The following is a 16,184-nucleotide window of genomic DNA, read 5'->3' on the forward strand; positions in this document are numbered from 1 at the left end:
GAAAACTTCCCTAGTTCAGCGGAAGAACCTCGTTCAACAGGGATTCGATGCCTTCCTTGGCAAAGCGGGAATACAGGTACAGCTTCTTGGCCTCCATGTACTTGCCCAGGGCGGAACCCACTTCTCCCGCGTTCCTGCACTTTTCCGCATCATTCAGCAGGTTCACCAGGGTACTCGCCTTCGTCGTCAGGTCCAGATACTGGGCGTTCAATTCCTGGTCATTGATGAACAGCTCCTGGTCCTTGGAACGGAGCTGCTGGAGTTCCTCCCAGGCGCCGTACACGTCCTGCATGGCTTCGCGCTGGCGCGCCGCGCCCAGAGCCCGTTCAATAACGGCCATCTTGCCAAGGTCCTCCACAAACTGCTTCTGGAGTTCCGGATCATCCTTCACCAGAACGGCGAATTCATGCTGGTTGTCAAAGATGCGGCGGTAATTCTTATTCTTGTGGAAGCGCTTGAAGTCCTCCAGCGCGTGGGACTGCTGACCGGCGGCCATCATGGCGTTCCGCAGCGGAAGAAGGCGGGGGTTCTTGGGCCAGATTTCAATGGCGCTCTTCAGGCATTCCTCCAGCTTGGCCCGGTCACCTCTGGCGAGGGCTTCCTGGCCCTGGGCGATATAGGCGTCACTGGCGAACACGGCAGCGCTGATGGCGGATTCCGCACGGCCCGTGCTGAAATCCCGGGAGGTCTTCTTGAGGTTTTCCACCAGGGTGAGGGCTTCCTCGTAATCCTTGCCGTTCATCAGCTCAAACAGCTTTTCCACGTCCCGCTTGAAGGCGTACAGCTTCTGCTTCTTTTCATACGGGAACGTGTTCACGGCGGGCATGAACTCCCCGATCAGCAGCGCCTCATTCAACCGTTCCAGGGCATCCACGTAATGATGGGAATCAACCAGGTTGTTCACGGCCTTCATGTGGCGGTCGGAATCACGGGCCAGCTCCCGGGAAAGGTTGTCCAGAATGGCGACGGTGGGCGGGGTGCCCAGCGTTCCGCTGAACATCTTGGCGGCGTCCAAATTCTTGTCCAGCCGCAGCTTGGTATCCCCGTCATTGAACAGGCGGCTGTAAATGCCGCAGCCTATGGAAACATGGTCGAAGCGCCGCTGCGCGAACAACTGAACCAGCGTGGACTGGAAAACGATCTTCGCTTCCGTCACCGTCAGCACCTGTTCACTCTCCAGCTTCAGCTTGCGGGCCTCCATTTCCACCATGCGCTTTTCCAGGTACTTGTAGCGTGGGTTGTTCTTGGCCGGATTATTGGCAGAAGTGCCCTTTTTCCCGCCCTTCTGGTTGGAGGGAGAGCCGGAGCTGGTGGTCACGCCGCTCTCCATGAGGCTCATTTTCTGGGCATTGCTGCGTATTTCCCTCTCCATCGCTTCAAGCATCTTCCCCTTGTTCTTTCCATTGCTCTTGGCCTGCCATGCGGTGTAGATAGCCTGGCAGAGGGCATCGGAAACGCCACCGTCCAGCGGATTGCTGGAAGCGGCGGTCAGCAGGTCCACCACCTGCCGCACCACGTTGTCCGCCATCAGCTTTTCCTTGCGCATGGAAAGCGTCTCATGAAGCTTTTCAAAAATCTTCTGGTACTCCTTCGCATCCTCCGTGCTTTCCTCCGGCTGGCTCAGGTACTTATTGAAGCGCGCCTCAATTTCCCGGAAACTGCCCATGTTCAGCGTTGTTCCGTTGATGGTCACGGTGCCGTCCTGGGGATTCAGGAAAGGAATTTCATTGCCGTACAGGGACTTGGCATCTCCCTGCCGGGAAGGCTGGTAGGCATTCGGCTGCGCGGCAGGCGGGGAGGAAGGGGGCGCGGCAGGCGCACCGCCGCCGGAAGCGGGGGGATTGTACATCATCTGCCCCAATGCGGGAACCGCGCAGGCCAGGGTCAGGAGAAAGCAGCTTTTCATGGGGCGGGGAAGGTTGTTCATTTAGGCTGAATGGATGTGGCTACGCATACGCCGCGCACCTTCGGATTGACGTCTTCCACCCGGAACTCTATTCTGTATTGCTGGTCCCGGTTGATGTTCAGTCCGTTCCTGGCTTCCGCAGAAACACAGACGGGAATAATGTACTCACGACCGGAAGCGTCCCTGTACAAAAAGGAAATCAGCTCGGACTCGCCGCGCGGAAAACGGTCGATCACCGTTCCGTCCAGCGCATAGTTGTTATTGGAAAGCTGGGAGGCGTTCGCCGCCAGGATATCCAGCGGAATATCCGACCCCGCCTGCGGCTTCTCCCTGGCACGGAACACGACAAACCCCACGATGACGGCCAGCACAAGAACAGCCGCGCCGGCCATCAGCATCGGCGTGGATGATGAGGAACTCTTCTTTTTTGCTGCACGTCGTCTCGCCATAACTTTTGATGGAAAAAGTATATAACGAACTCCGTGCAAGTGCACGCATTAAATTACAGCTCCCAGCGCGAGCGGCGGATTCCCGCGTAGGAAGCCGCAATGCCGCATGCAACATGCACGCCCAGAACAATGTAACAGGTCAGCGCGGGCGTCAGGTCCGTATCCAGCACATTCTTGACGGCGTTGTACACGTCAGATTTCAGGGCGGAGATGCTGCCGGACCACGCCCAGTATGCGGAAATGAAGGGCCGTATGAAGCCCTCCACCTGTTCCGGAAGGGCCAGCACCGCTCCGGAAAGGGGAAGCTGGAAGCCCACCAGGTAAATGCTCAGGAGGGAGGCCTGGTCCGCACTCCGGGCCAGGGAGGAAATGCCCAGGCATACAAAGGTCATGGCGGCATCCGCCAGAATCAGGAACAGCAGGTGCGTCAGGCCCCCGCCGCGGTCCCAGAAGAAGTCCACAAAGGCGAACATCCAGACGGACTGCACCAGCACCAGAACGCTCAAGTAGGCCAGCTTGCTCCCCAGGTACGCGGAGGGCCTCATTCCCGCGTATTTCTCCTTTTCCATGATGGCCCGTTCTCCGGCCACCTCCCGGGCGGCGTTGTTGGAACCCATCAGGCCCAGCAGAATCACCTCGAACATGATGATGCCGGAGACGGCGGAACCCGTCTTCATGTTCAACTGCTGGGCTTCCATGTCCTTCTGGATGGTCTGGACGTCCTGCGTGGCGGAAAGGCCCACGATCTGCCCGGTCCCCTTGTCCGTGAACATGGCTACCAGCACCGGGAACAGCAGCACCATCACCAGTTGAAGAACCAACTGGGAACGGTCGCGGAAAAAGATGCGCCAGCGCCGTCCCAGCAGGCAGAAGAACTGCGTGAAGAATCCCGGAACCTCCGGAATGGCTTCCGCCGCGGCCTCCGGGGAATTCCCGTTCCCTTCCGCAGGCGCAGTTTCCCCGGAATCGCTCCGCACGGCGTCCCCCTTTTCCGTTCCGGGTTCCTCGGGAGCCTTCTCCGCCTCCACGTTGCTGCGGACGGCATCAGGGTCCGGCAATTCTCCGGAAAGAATCTTCTTCTCCCTTTCCTGTTCCAGGCGGGAATAATAGGAATCCCGGTGCTTGCCCCACGAACGGCACCAGGAGGGGCCTTCACGGTCCTGGAGCTTCGGATAAATCTCTTCCAGCGAGGAAACGCCGAAGTAATGCAGCATCGTCTTCGGAGAACCGTGATAGGCCACGCAGCCCTGGTGCATGACCAGGATGGAATCATACATGTCCAGGTGGGAAAGGCTGTGCGTGACGGAAATGACGATGCGGCCTTCCGAACGGGAGATTTCATGCAGGAGGTCCACAATATCGTGCTCGGACCTCGGGTCCAGGCCGGACGTCACCTCATCGCAAATCAGCAGGCGCGGATTGGACACCAGCTCCATGGCCAGCGCCAGGCGGCGCTTCTGGCCGCCGGAAAGAATCTTCACATCCCGGTCCGCAATCCCCTCCATCCCCGTTACCTCCAGGGCATTGTCAATGCTGTCGTCCAAATCGTCCACGGAATCGAACCGGCAGCGGAGCCTGGCGGCGCTCTCCACGTTCTCATCCACGCTCAACTGGTCATAGGCAATGCTGAACTGGGGAACGAACCCGATTTCCGACGGCTCGAAGTCCTCTTCCGCCAAATCATGGCCGTTCCAGAAAAAACGTCCGTCCGTTTCCGCAATCATGCCCGCAATCGCCTTTAACAAGGTGGTCTTTCCACAACCGGAAGGGCCAACAACAGCCATAAAATGCCCGCGAGGCACATTAAAACTAACATTGTCCAATAATTTCAAAGGACCATCCGGTGTTTCTATTTCATATGTAATGCCGTCCGCCTGCAACATGGTTCTTTTACTCTAGCGTATCAACTTCCGCATCATCAAGGAAAATCGGGCATCAGTGTTTTATCTTGCCGTAAACGAAGAATATGTTATTCAAAAACTTTCCCTTTAAGGCATTTCCCCAATTAAAATCAAATGGTTTTCCCCCGCATTCTTGCTTTAGCCGCCTTGCTGGCCCCCCTGGCGGCCGCCGCCCGGCCTCCATCCGCGGACCAACCCCGTTTTACCGCCGTCCTGGATGATTGGCGCATTTCCTATATGGACGAACCCGGCCATGTCCATCTCGGAATCTCCATCATGCTGCAAGGCAAAGGAACCTTCGTCATTCCTTCTTCCAGGGAAGGGCAGCTCACGCGCCTGGCCATGCAGGATTCCACCGGAAAAGAAATACCCTGCAATCCCTATCAGCCATGGGGAACGCCCGGCAAGCTCAATCCTTCCCATGTCACCGGGTCCCACTCATCATCCTCTCCCGGTTCACCCTACAAAACCCTGCAATTCTCCTGCGGATTCAGGGAGCTTCCGGCCCCTCAATCGGAATGGCTGCGCATCCGCGGGACCTGGACCGTCCAGTTCTGCCCGGAACCGCAGCGGCTGATGCTGAAGCAAACGGTCAAACCGGCGGAAGAACCCCAGACTTTTTATCTGGACCTTCCGGAACCGAACGTCCGGGAGGACAGCGACATCGCCCGGGCCGATTCCGCCAGCAACACTGCTTCCATTCAGCTGAAAACCAACGAAGAGCGGACCACCCTCTCCTGCGAGGCGGAATTCCCCTCTTCCGCTTCCATTCAAGGCTTTGCCATTCTGGATTCCTCCGGACTCCCCATACCGGGCCTGCGGCGCGCCCATACGCCGGAAATCACAGAACATAAAGATGGTAAAACCAGCATTTCCTGCCTGCATGAAATGGAAGAAGGAGCGGGAAAACCATCCCCTTCCCTTCCCCGTGAATTGAATCTCGGCGTCGTTTACCTTCCCCGCAAACATTCACTGGATGTTCCCATTGACCTGGCCGTGAACCCTTCCCTCTCTCCGCCTTCCACTCCCCGGGAAGCGGTGAACAACCATGAATCCGGCCTCTCCGCACAACCGTCACCGGCTCTTCAGGTAAAATTATACAATTGGGTTTTCCATAAAGAAGGCCATGAACCCGTCTTCCTCGGCATTTACATTCATACGGATAAAAACCACGCCCTGCTTAATGATATGGAACAGCAGGGCGCCAGTTACATCAACCTTTCCACCCCCGGCGGAAAAACAGCCGTTCACTGCCGGGTTCATCCCCCCACATGGGGCACTTCCACCTACAATATGCTTTTTTTCCCTCTTCCCCGTTCACTGCCTCCCGGCGACAAGGGATGGCTGCTGACCGGGGAGCTCCGCGTGCCGGCCGGAGAGGTCCGGACAACTCCGGCCCGGACGATTTCCGCAGAACCGGGCAAACAATGGGCAATCGACGTTCCGGGGGCATCCGGAGATTATCCTCCCTTCCAGGTTCAGGCCACCCTCCTCAGCATCAAGCCCTCAGCAAAGGAATTCCGGGCCACCTTCAAGTTGAAGGGTCACCATGGAAATCCGCATTTCAGCGGCTTCCATGTGGAAGGGGGCATGCAGATCATGTCCAACAAGGACCCGGAGGATGAAACCGCGCAGCTCATCACCTATTCCTTTCCGCACTCTCCCGCTACTTTAAGCTGCTGTGTAAAATACATCGGCCGCCCAACCGTCATACGCCACCCCCTGAACATGCGCATCGGGCTGGGAGGCATCGTCCCGGACCCTCCGGAAAAATGACATTCCGCTTTTTTTCATGGCTTCCGTCCTGCTACGGAACCATGATGGAGGCATGATCCGGCAAGCGTCCCGGGAAGATTTTCCGGCAATCCTGAAGCTTCAATTACTCGCCTTCGGAGAAGTGGCGGAGCGGCTTGGACTCGCCAGCATCCCGCCTCTGGAACAAACCCTGGAACATTTGCGGGAAGAGGCGCGGAACAGCGTCTTCTTCAAGTATACGGAAAACAGCCGCATCGTCGGCTCCGTCAGGGGCTGTCTGGACGGCAAAAACGTCTGCCATGTCGGCAAGCTGGTTGTGGACCCGGCCCGCCGGAACAGGGGAATCGGCCAGCAACTCATGCTTGCCCTGGAAGAACACTTCCGCGGACAGGCAGCCGCCTACCTTCTGTTCACTTCGGCAGATACTCCTGAAACCCTGTATCTGTACCTCAAACTGGGCTATACGGAACTGTACCGGAAAGAGGCCGGAGGGATGACCACGGTGTTTCTGGAAAAGAAGGCGTGAGGGCGCCGGAAGCCCTCATTCCATCAGCTTCCACACAGCCAGCCGGGTGATGGAGCCTATCAGCAGAAGAGCCGCCGCAATTAGGAAGGGAGACCATCCCAGCGCCCCCGCAGCCAGCAGAAACGCCACGGCGCACACCAATAGAAAAGCATTGATGAACCGCATCAGGCTCCATTCCTCCGGATAGAGGGGCGATAGGCTGAAGGCATCCGCCAGCCTGTCCATCACGAATTCAAGAATTTCACTTTCCATCCATTCCCACATAGACTTAACTTTTTTACCGCAATTTGACCATCAATGATTTACCTGCACATGCAAGTAAAAGAATGGTCGGAGTTTTTCATGATGAAAGGGTTTTTCAAGGGCCCGGAGGCCCTTGTTCCCGGCAGCGCGAGCATCAGGCAACACAGGGGAATGGGGCCGCCCATTGCGTGGACAAAACAGGCATCCCGGCCTTCACGGACCCTATTCAGAACGGGAAGTCCGCATCGCCCACCGGGTCCACGGCCTTTTCCTCAAACTTCTTCACGGCTTTCTGCTGGGGATTCACGGCGCGGACGACGAGCGCGCGGGGCGGCATTTCCCGGCGCTTTTTGAACTCGCACTTTTCCTCGCACAGGTTGCAGGTATTCAGGCGCGCGCGTTCCTCAGGCCGTTCCGTGGTGACGGGGCAGGCATGTTCGCACGCGCCGCAGCCGATGCACAGGGAGGGGTCCAGCCTGGGCAGGCGGTGTTCCTGGCCGTCCCGCCCGATGTAGGGCACCGTATAAAGGGCCTTGGTGGGGCAATGCTCCGTACAGGCGCCGCAGTCCATGTCCTCCCGGGCAACCAGGCAGCGGCAGACGTAAAACCGGGCTACGGCGATGCGCGTGGTATCCTTCGTAATTTCCGCGGTATCCCTCTCCGCAGTAATGGGCAGCCTGCGAATGGCTCCTGTGGGGCAGACTTCCGCGCAGCGGTGGCAGTCGTACAGACAATACTTGGTGGAAAAATCCATCCGGGGCTTCATGAACCCTTTCAGCCCAAGCTGCAAATAGGCGGGCTGGAGCACATGGGTAGGGCAGTTGGCAATGCACATCTGGCAGCCGGTGCAAACATCCAGAAAACGTTCCAGGGAACCGGCTCCGGGAGGAAGAACGCACTGGGTGGGGTCCAGCCTCTGGGCGGCGTCGCCCCGGCATCCGGAAAGAGCCGCCGTAGCCAGGCCGGCCGCCGTAGCCCCCAGGAACTGGCGGCGGGAGCTCCCGGCAATGAAGGGAACCGCGGCAGAAGAAGCGGGAGCGGGCGCCGGAGCGGTTTTTTCTTCCTGGCGGGAATCAGGCGGCGGGTTTTGGCAAACCAGCGGTAGCGTATCCCCCCTCGCTGCACGAACGCACGCAGTCATAGCATGCTACGCAGCGGGAGGCGTCTATTTTGTATTCCTTGAGGTTCAGGCACTGGGCCTTGCATGATTTGACGCATTTGCCGCATTTCTTGCAGGAGGCGGGATCAAAGCCCAGCCGGAAGAGGGAAACGCGGGAAAGCAGCCCCAGCAGAGTACCGACGGGGCATACCGTATTGCAGTACAACCGCCCTTTCCAGGCGCTCATGGCGACCACCAGGCCGAGCATGCCGGCAGAAGCCAGCAGAGCCGGGAGAGCCACGGGAAAATAATTCATCCGGACCAGGTCCGCGGAAGAACTGTCAGCCGCCAGCAGGTTATTGCTCCAGATGGCGGCAGGCCACGCCAGCACATACATGATGCGCCCGAAAATGCTGTACGGGTCCAGCCAGTTCAGGGAAAGTCCGGCCAGTCCCGTCACGCAGCAGGCGGCCAGCAAAACCAGAACCACATACCGCACCCACGGCACGGGGCGCGCAAACTTCAAGAAGCGCTTCGGCGCAATCCAGCGGCGGATTCTGAAAACGATGTCCTGGAGAATCCCCAGCGGACAGAGGAAGGAGCAGTACACCCTCCCGAACAGCAGCGTAAGCAGCAGCAGAACCGCCAGAATCACGGCGGAAACGGCCACCCCGTCCAGAGTCCCGAGCACGGATGGAATGAATTGCCACTGAGCCAGGAAAAAGGAGTCTTCCATGCCCTCTCCGCCGCCCGTCATGTTCGGCACGTTCCACGCGGGGATATGGTGCAGGAAAGCGTACGCAATCCCGAGGAAGAAGATGACGGCCACCGTCACGCGGAGCCACTTCAGCGGACTGACGAAAAAGGCTTTGATGACTGACATATTTATTTTAAACCCGCCGGAGGCGGAAAGTTGGCCCCCTTCGCGTCATCCGCAGGAGGGGGCGCCGCGTCAGGCCATGCTGATGCGGCGGATATTGAGCTTGGAAAGGTCGGCGGTGCCCAGCCCCATTTCTTCCCCAAGCTGCACGTGGCGGATTTTTCCGGCCTTGTTCAGCAGGGCCGCGCCTGCGGCGTCAATGGCTACGATGTCACGGGAAGCCAGAAGGGTTTTGCGCTCCACCAGGTCATTCGTGTCCTTCCCCACGGGGCCGTTGCGCACCATGGGCATGTAGGCGTCCAGCACGCACAGGTCCGGCTTGCGGAAATACACGGCGTCCGCGATGCACTGGTGCAGGTCGTTCTTATGCATGGCTCCACGGTCCCAGACGGTGCCCATCACGTTCTTCATGCAGGCGGTCATCTCGGAACCGCTGTGGTGCTTGAGCGGGGGGCAGGTGATATAAACGTCCGCTTCCAGCACGGCCTTGTGCACCTTGGCGGAGGTGAATTTTTTGGCCTTCGGGTTTTCCGTCTGCACGTACTGCCCTTCATTGCCGCCGTCCACCATCACGCCCCCGGCTTTTTCCACGGCCTCTTTCACGCCGCTGCCTTCATAGGCGCCGTTGTGGCAGCAGTGGTCGAATACCCTGACTTCCTTCGCCCCCGCCTGCTTGCACAGCTCCACCAGCGTGGCGACGGTTTCAGGATGGGTGTTGGAGCCGAATTCCGGAGCCTTGTTCCAGCCGATGTTGGGCTTGATCACGACGGTCTGGCCCGGCTTGACGAATGCCTTCATGCCTCCCAGCGTATCCACGGCCTTCCTGACCATTTCCGCACGGGTTCCGTTGCGGACGGCCACCAAGTCCGGAATGCCGGAAGCTGCCGAAGCTCCGGCCTCCTGGGCGAACAGGGAATCCATGTCCGATATGGCTGCCAGCGCCCCTACGGCGGCAGTCCCTTTTAGAAAAGTGCGTCTGTCAGTCATCTTCGTTGCAAAGTCAGTGGTTTATCCCCGCATGCAAAGGCATGTACAAGGTTTTATGCCTCTTCCTAACATACGCCTTGCTGAAAAACAACCTGTCATCATTCCTGCACGGGAATTTTTACAAACGAATTGTCATACAGGGGCGGCTCCTATAAAACCCGGTCATGAAATGTTCCCTGCTCAGCCGTCCCATGACCTGCACGCATGACTGGATCAGCCGCGTCGTCCTGCCCGGGGATACGGTCGTGGACGCTACGGCAGGCAACGGACACGACACGGTTTTCCTGGCCCGTCTGGCCGGCCCTTCCGGCCAGGTGCACGCCTTTGACGTGCAGGAGGAAGCCATTCGCGCCACCAGGGAGCGTCTGGAGAAAGAAGGGCTGCTCACCTCCGCCGTCCACCTCCATCTGGCCAGCCATGACCGCCTGGCGGAACTGGTCACCGGTCCCGTGAAGGCCGTCGTCTTCAACCTGGGCTACCTGCCGGGCGGGGATAAAAAAACGATCACCAGAACGGGCTGCACCCTGGCGGCGCTGGAACAGGCCGCCGCCCTCATCGCCCCGAACGGCCTTCTCAGCGTCATGTGCTATCCCGGCCACGAAGGCGGGGATGCGGAAGCGGAAGCCGTGGAGGATTTCCTTTCCCGCCTGCCGCACCATTCCTGGCGCACCGGCAAATACCAGCTCCTGAATACCGGAACTCCGGCCCCCTTCCAGATCTGCGCGTTCAGGCTGGACTGACCTTCCCCGTAAAAATACGGGAACAAGGCCAGTTCACCATCAAATGCCCGGAAAAACCATCAGTCCCGGCATTCCTTCATCCATTCCACCACCTGCGCCAGAGCCCGGGCGCGGTGCGACATGGAATTCTTCACCTCCATGGGAAGCTGGGCAAAACTCAGTTCATGGCCTTCCGGGACAAACAGCGGATCATAGCCGAACCCCCCTTCCCCGGCCGGTTCCGTCAGCATGTGGCCTTCCACGGAACCGGAAAACTCCGCCAGCACGCTGCCATTCCTGGCAAGCACCATCACGCAGCGGAACCGTGCGGAGGGCTTGTCCCCCGGCTTGACTCCGGCGCGCCGCAGTTCCTCCATCATGCGGAGGTTGTTCCGCGCGTGGTTCCCTTCCTCCCCGCCGAAGGAGGAGGACCAGACGCCGGGACGGCCGCCCAGCACATCCACCTCCAGCCCGGAATCATCCGCCAGCAGGACGCCGGGAATGCACCTGGAGGCGGAAAGCGCCTTGAGCGTGGCGTTCTCCGTAAACGTGACTCCCGTTTCATCCACGGGCGGAGCCTGGGGGTAGTCGGAAAGGTCCTTCACTTCCCATTCTCCGGCCAGCATGGCGCGGATTTCCCCGGTCTTGTGGGCGTTGCGCGTGGCAACCACCAGCAGAGGCAATTCTTGTTCCATCATCATGAATTTTTGCAGTTGAAAACCGTATGGAAGACCGCGTTCAGCAGTCAATTTCCAGGCTGACGGGGCAATGGTCGGACCCCGTCACGTCCGGATGGATGGCGGCGCCCTTCACCCTGGGAGCCAGCGGATTGGAAACGCAGAAGTAGTCAATGCGCCATCCGACGTTCCGGGCGCGGGCGCCTGCGCGGTAGGACCACCAGCTGTACCAGCCCGGTTCCTCCGGATGCAGGGCGCGGAAGGTATCCGTGAACCCGGCCTCAAGCAGCAGCGTGAACCCGGCGCGCTCCTGGTCGCTGAACCCGGCGGAAAAACGGTTCTCCCTGGGGCGGGCGATGTCGATCTCCTCATGGGCTACATTCAAATCCCCGCAGAAGACGACCGGCTTGGTTTCCGCCAAGGCCGCCACATACTTGCGGAACGCAGCATCCCACTGTTCTCGGTACGGGAGGCGCACCAGCTCGTTCTGGGAATTGGGGGTATAGCAGTTGACCAGGTAAAACTGTTCAAACTCCATCGTGCACACGCGCCCCTCCCGGTCATGCTCCGGCCAGCCGATTCCGGTGGACGTGGAAAGGGGCTGCACACGGCTGAGGATCAGCACGCCGGAATAACCGGCCTTCTCCGCCGGATTCCAGAGCTGGTGCGGCCAGGAGGAAATCCACAGGTCATTCACCTGTTCTGGACGCGCCTTGATCTCCTGAAGGCAGAGGACGTCCGGCTCCAGCGCCTCCACGGCGTCCCCCATTCCCTTGCCGAGGATCGCCCGCAATCCGTTCACATTCCATGAGACGAGTTTCATGCACGCATACTTCCCGTTTTTGCCGGCTCCGTCAAGCCCTCAAACACCCCCGCCCCGCACCCTTCCAGGGGACCGCTGAAAACCCTTCTTCCGGAATCATCCCCAGTCTTTTGCATGCCGCATAGAACAAGCGTTTTTTCTTGCCAGGACCGCCCCCTCATGCTTACTTAGATAGGCAAACACCCCGAGAGACACTCGAGAGTGGGTCTGTCGACCCGCTCTTTTTTGTCTATCCATCACACTCCTCCACACTCATGACAAACGATATCAAAGCTTTAATTGACTACTACGAGAGGGAAAAAGGGCTCTCCCGTGAAAAAATTCTGCTCGCTCTGGAATCCGCTTTTCTCTCCGCCTACCGCAAGATGGTTCCCGGCTCCGGCAGCATCAACTACCTGAGGGCTGAAATCAACGTGGACAAGGGGAAGGTGCGCATCTTTGCGGATCTGGAAGTGGTGCCGGATGAAGAATACTCCGACAAGTTCAACCAAATCCCCCTCTCCCTGGCCGTCAAGCTGGACCGGAACGCCGTCCTGCACGACCTGCTGCCCACCAACATCACGCCGAAGGGCTTTGGCCGCATCGCGGTACAGACTGCCCGCCAGACCATGCTCCAGAAGCTGCTGGATGCGGAAAAGGAAATGCTTTACGACGAGTTCAAGGACCGCGCCGGCGATCTGGTGACGGGCACCATCCGCCGCTTTGAAAAGGGGGACATCTTTGTGGACCTCGGCAAATTCGAGGGCGTCATGACCTCCCGCGAACGCGTGCCGAATGAAGACTACAGCGTCGGCGACCGCATGCGCTTCTACGTGGTGGAAGTGCGCACGGAAGCCCGCGGACCGGAAGTCATCCTCTCCCGCAGCCATCCGAATCTGGTGCGCCGCCTCTTTGAATCGGAAGTGGTGGAAATAGGCGACCAGACCGTAGAAATCCACGGCATCGCCCGTGAAGCGGGCTACCGCACCAAGGTGGCCGTCATCAGCCATGACGACAAGGTGGACCCGGTGGGCGCATGCGTAGGCATGCGCGGAGCCCGCGTCAAAAACATTGTCCGGGAGCTCAACAACGAAAAAGTGGACATCCTGGAATGGACGGAGGACCCCGTCATCTTCGTCCGGGAGGCCCTCAGCCCCGTGGAACCGCGGGAAATCACCGTGGACGAGGAAGCCAAAAAAATCTTCGTCATCGTCCAGGACGACAAGGACCTCTCCAAGGCCATCGGCCGCAGGGGCCAGAACGCCCGCCTCACCTCCCGCCTGATGGGCTGGGACGTCCAGGTGCGCGTCTTTGACGTCCAGGAAGCGGAAAAACGCCAGAACCAGGCCGCGGCCGAGGAAGTGATGCGCCAATGCCAGGCCGCCGCAAAGACCCTCAGCGAACAACTGGAAATCCCAGAAGAAACCGCCATGGGCCTAGTGACCATGGGTGGGACGGACCTGGTGGCCCTCACCGGATTTGAAGCTTCCGACATCGCGGAAAGCATGGGCATTCCCGCAGAGGAAGCCGCCCAGATTCTGGACAAGGCCCGGGACCTTATCTCCCAATAACCGTTGAGCGCGGCGCTCAATATCTAACAAACTTAAATTAAGATGCCTAATAAACAAGAAGAGAACGAACCCAAAAAGGAAGTGTTGGATCTGATCGGCGGATCTCCCAAAAAGAAACGCGCACCCCAGCCGGAACCCGCACCGGCGCCATCCCGTCCTGCCCCGGTCAAGAAGAAGCTCTCGACTTGCTTTCCGGCCCCAAGAAAAAGCGCCCGCCTCCGCTCCCTCCGAGCCGGCTACCGCCCCTGCCCAGGCCGCACCCGCCGCAGAATCTGCCGCGCCTGCCCCCCAGGAAACGGACTCCGCAGACGATAAAATCATCAACCTCAAGCCGCCCGTCTCCGTCTCCGAGCTGGCAGGCATGCTGCAAGCCAAGCCCTTCCAGATCATCAAGGACCTGATGGGCATGGGCATCTTCGCCAACCCGAATACGCCGCTGGACGCGGACGCCGTCAGCGCCATCTGCGACCTGCACGGCTACACCTTCGCCCGTGAAAAACGGGAAAAGGGCGGCGGCGTCAAGGCCCAGCAGGAACCGGTCAAGGAACCGGAACCCGTGCCGGTGGTGGAAGAACCCAAGGCCACCCTCATCCTGCGCACGCCCATCATCACCGTCATGGGCCATGTGGACCACGGCAAAACCTCCCTGCTGGACTACATCCGCAAGGCGCGCGTAGCCAAGGGGGAAGCCGGGGGCATCACCCAGCACATCGGCGCCTATACGGTGGAATACAACGGCAGCACCCTCACCTTCCTGGATACCCCGGGACACGCCATCTTCACGGAAATGCGCGCCCGCGGCGCGGACGTGACGGACATCGTGGTACTGGTAGTGGCCGCCAATGACGGCATCATGCCCCAGACGAGGGAAGCCATCGCCCACTCCAAGGCGGCCGGCAAAACCATCATCGTGGCCATCAACAAATGCGACCTTCCGGCCGCAGACCCCGTCAAGACCAAGAGCGGCCTGATGGAGGAAGGACTGGTTCCCACGGACTTCGGCGGCGACGTGGAATGCGTGGAAGTCTCCGCCCTGACCGGCGACGGCATCGACGACCTTCTCGGCCTTCTCGTCCTCCAATCGGAAGTGCTCGAACTCCAGGCCAACCCCAAGGCCAACTGCCGCGCCTCCATCATTGAGGCCCGCGTGGAACCCGGCACGGGCAGCTCCGCCACGGCCATCGTGGAAAGCGGCACCATCCGCGTAGGCATGCCCTTCATCTGCGGCCCGTACGCCGGCAAGGTGCGCGCCCTGGTCAACGACCACGGCGAACGCGTCAAAAAGGTGGGGCCCGGCATGCCCGTGGAAATTACCGGCTTTTCCGAAACCCCGAACGTGGGCGACGAACTGGTGGAAATGGAAAACGAACGCGCCGCCAAGAAGCTGGGCGAAGAACGCCAGGAGGAACTGCGCAAGCAGCGCCTGGCCCAGCCCCGCAAGGCCCGCATGGAAGAACTGCTCGCCATGATGGGCGACGGCACCCAGAAAGCCCAGCTCAAGATCCTTCTCAAGGGGGACGTGCAGGGCTCCGTGGAAGCCATCAAGAAGGCCATTATGGACATCCAGTCGGACAAGGTGGAATGCGTCTTCCTGAACGCCTCCGCCGGCCCCATCTCGGAATCGGACGTGCTGCTGGCCTCCTCCTCGGACGCCGTCATCCTGGGCTTCAACGTCAAGGTGGAAGCCAACGCCGTGAAACTGCTCAAGCGGGAAGGCGTGCAGGTGAAGCTTTACTCCATCGTTTACGAACTCATCGACCAGGTGAGGGATGCCATGCTGGGTCTTCTGGAACCGGAAACGCGTGAAACCATCATCGGCCACGCCAAAGTGCTCCAGGTCTTCAAACTCAACAAGGGCCGCGCGGCGGGCTGCATGGTGGAGGACGGAAAAATCCTCCGCAGCTGTGAAGCGCGCGTTATCCGCGACAAGACTCCCGTCTTTGACGGTAAAATGTCCACCCTGCGCCGCTTCCAGGATGAAGTGGAAGAAGTCAAGGCCGGCCTGGAATGCGGCATCCGCCTGGGCGACTTCAACGAATACGAGGCAGGCGACATCATCGAATGCTACACGCTGGAAAAAATCCAGCAAACGCTGTAACCCCAAGCAGGAACCATATAACAGGGATGGACGCCCCTTTCACGCCTCTCCGGGCGTTCAAAGAAGCTCCATCCCTGTCCTTTCTCCCCATTCTTCCTTCTCCGATTGAACCAATCGGTCCATCCATCACTCTATCCCTTCATATGAGCAGACGCACTGACAAGGTAAATGAACTCCTCCGCCGTGAAATAGGCACCACCATCCAGCGGGACTTTGAATTCCCCGGAACGATTGTCACCGTTATTGAAGTGGAAGTGACGGACGACTTGAAAGAAGGAAAAGTATGGGTAGGCGTCGTAGGAAAAATGTCCCCCGCCCAGGTGCTGGAAAAACTGAACTCCAGGCATGGCCTCATCCAGTCCGCCGTAGCCAAGCGCGTGGTGCTGCGCAACACGCCGCGCCTGTCGTTCCGGCTGGACGACTCCGCCCAGCGCGGCGTTGACCTGGTCAACCTCCTGGAAGACATTGATAAAAACCTTCCCAAAGCCCCTCCGGCCGATCCGGAAAACGGCGAGGAATAAAACCCTGCTGAACAGTAAAAAATCCTCCTTGTCTTTTTGCAAGACAAGGA

15 protein-coding genes are annotated in these 16,184 nt (G+C 59.4%); 6 read left to right on the plus strand and 9 right to left on the minus strand.

What is annotated here, in order from left to right:
• Nucleotides 1-10: 10 nt before the first annotated feature.
• Genes PVA48_RS04615 through PVA48_RS04625 form a run of 3 tightly spaced genes read right to left on the minus strand, consistent with a single transcriptional unit; the run spans nt 11 to nt 4,238 of the window.
• Nucleotides 11-1,906, minus strand: coding sequence for a hypothetical protein (locus PVA48_RS04615; protein ID WP_423232311.1), 1,896 nt, complete (start codon nt 1,904-1,906; stop codon nt 11-13).
• 17 nt (nt 1,907-1,923) lie between these two features.
• Nucleotides 1,924-2,355, minus strand: coding sequence for a hypothetical protein (locus PVA48_RS04620; RefSeq protein WP_146018274.1), 432 nt, complete (start codon nt 2,353-2,355; stop codon nt 1,924-1,926).
• A 53-nt stretch (nt 2,356-2,408) separates the two neighbouring features.
• Nucleotides 2,409-4,238 (minus strand): ATP-binding cassette domain-containing protein, encoded by a 1,830-nt coding sequence (locus tag PVA48_RS04625; RefSeq protein WP_022396907.1) that lies wholly within the window; start codon nt 4,236-4,238, stop codon nt 2,409-2,411.
• A 165-nt stretch (nt 4,239-4,403) separates the two neighbouring features.
• Here PVA48_RS04625 and PVA48_RS04630 point away from each other — a divergent pair, with 165 nt between their 5' ends.
• Complete coding sequence (locus tag PVA48_RS04630; RefSeq protein ID WP_215451295.1) at nt 4,404-6,032, plus strand: hypothetical protein; 1,629 nt, start codon at nt 4,404-4,406, stop codon at nt 6,030-6,032.
• A 52-nt stretch (nt 6,033-6,084) separates the two neighbouring features.
• Complete coding sequence (locus PVA48_RS04635; protein WP_180971116.1) at nt 6,085-6,537, plus strand: GNAT family N-acetyltransferase; 453 nt, start codon at nt 6,085-6,087, stop codon at nt 6,535-6,537.
• Nucleotides 6,538-6,552: 15 nt separating this feature from the next.
• Here PVA48_RS04635 and PVA48_RS04640 read toward each other — a convergent pair whose 3' ends face one another.
• From PVA48_RS04640 to PVA48_RS04655, 4 genes are all read right to left on the minus strand, one after another.
• On the minus strand, nt 6,553-6,789 hold the full coding sequence (locus tag PVA48_RS04640; protein ID WP_146021142.1) for a hypothetical protein: 237 nt from the start codon (nt 6,787-6,789) through the stop codon (nt 6,553-6,555).
• A gap of 217 nt (nt 6,790-7,006) precedes the next feature.
• A complete protein-coding gene (locus PVA48_RS04645; protein WP_423232312.1) occupies nt 7,007-7,921 on the minus strand; it encodes a 4Fe-4S dicluster domain-containing protein in 915 nt (304 codons plus the stop codon).
• On the minus strand, nt 7,854-8,762 hold the full coding sequence (locus PVA48_RS04650; RefSeq protein ID WP_423232313.1) for a 4Fe-4S binding protein: 909 nt from the start codon (nt 8,760-8,762) through the stop codon (nt 7,854-7,856). The genes PVA48_RS04645 and PVA48_RS04650 overlap by 68 nt, the downstream gene beginning before the upstream one ends.
• A gap of 69 nt (nt 8,763-8,831) precedes the next feature.
• The gene (locus tag PVA48_RS04655; protein ID WP_022396912.1) at nt 8,832-9,746 is read right to left on the minus strand and encodes a DUF362 domain-containing protein; all 915 of its coding nucleotides are present in this window, start codon (nt 9,744-9,746) and stop codon (nt 8,832-8,834) included.
• A 164-nt stretch (nt 9,747-9,910) separates the two neighbouring features.
• On the opposite strand from PVA48_RS04655, the gene PVA48_RS04660 reads away from it, so the two are divergent.
• Nucleotides 9,911-10,486, plus strand: coding sequence for a class I SAM-dependent methyltransferase (locus PVA48_RS04660; protein ID WP_102728599.1), 576 nt, complete (start codon nt 9,911-9,913; stop codon nt 10,484-10,486).
• 59 nt (nt 10,487-10,545) lie between these two features.
• Here PVA48_RS04660 and PVA48_RS04665 read toward each other — a convergent pair whose 3' ends face one another.
• Both PVA48_RS04665 and PVA48_RS04670 read right to left on the minus strand, forming a co-directional pair.
• Nucleotides 10,546-11,166, minus strand: a complete 621-nt coding sequence (locus PVA48_RS04665; RefSeq protein ID WP_102728598.1) for a non-canonical purine NTP pyrophosphatase — start codon at nt 11,164-11,166, stop codon at nt 10,546-10,548.
• A gap of 37 nt (nt 11,167-11,203) precedes the next feature.
• The gene (locus PVA48_RS04670) at nt 11,204-11,965 is read right to left on the minus strand and encodes an exodeoxyribonuclease III (RefSeq protein WP_022396915.1); all 762 of its coding nucleotides are present in this window, start codon (nt 11,963-11,965) and stop codon (nt 11,204-11,206) included.
• Nucleotides 11,966-12,219: 254 nt separating this feature from the next.
• Between PVA48_RS04670 and nusA the strand changes: the two genes are divergently transcribed.
• The 3 genes from nusA (at nt 12,220) to rbfA (ending at nt 16,134) form a co-directional block, all read left to right on the plus strand.
• Nucleotides 12,220-13,515 carry a transcription termination factor NusA gene (nusA, locus tag PVA48_RS04675; protein WP_022396916.1) on the plus strand — a complete coding sequence of 432 codons (1,296 nt, stop codon included), beginning with the start codon at nt 12,220-12,222 and terminating at the stop codon, nt 13,513-13,515.
• A 361-nt stretch (nt 13,516-13,876) separates the two neighbouring features.
• Nucleotides 13,877-15,613, plus strand: coding sequence for a translation initiation factor IF-2 (infB, locus tag PVA48_RS04680; RefSeq protein WP_423232314.1), 1,737 nt, complete (start codon nt 13,877-13,879; stop codon nt 15,611-15,613).
• A gap of 143 nt (nt 15,614-15,756) precedes the next feature.
• Nucleotides 15,757-16,134: a 30S ribosome-binding factor RbfA gene (rbfA, locus tag PVA48_RS04685; RefSeq protein ID WP_102721122.1), complete on the plus strand. Its 378-nt coding sequence runs from the start codon at nt 15,757-15,759 to the stop codon at nt 16,132-16,134.
• Nucleotides 16,135-16,184 lie beyond the last annotated feature (50 nt).

The organism is Akkermansia sp. JRP_AM1, from assembly GCF_049262625.1.
Classification (GTDB): Bacteria; Verrucomicrobiota; Verrucomicrobiia; order Verrucomicrobiales; family Akkermansiaceae; genus Akkermansia; species Akkermansia massiliensis.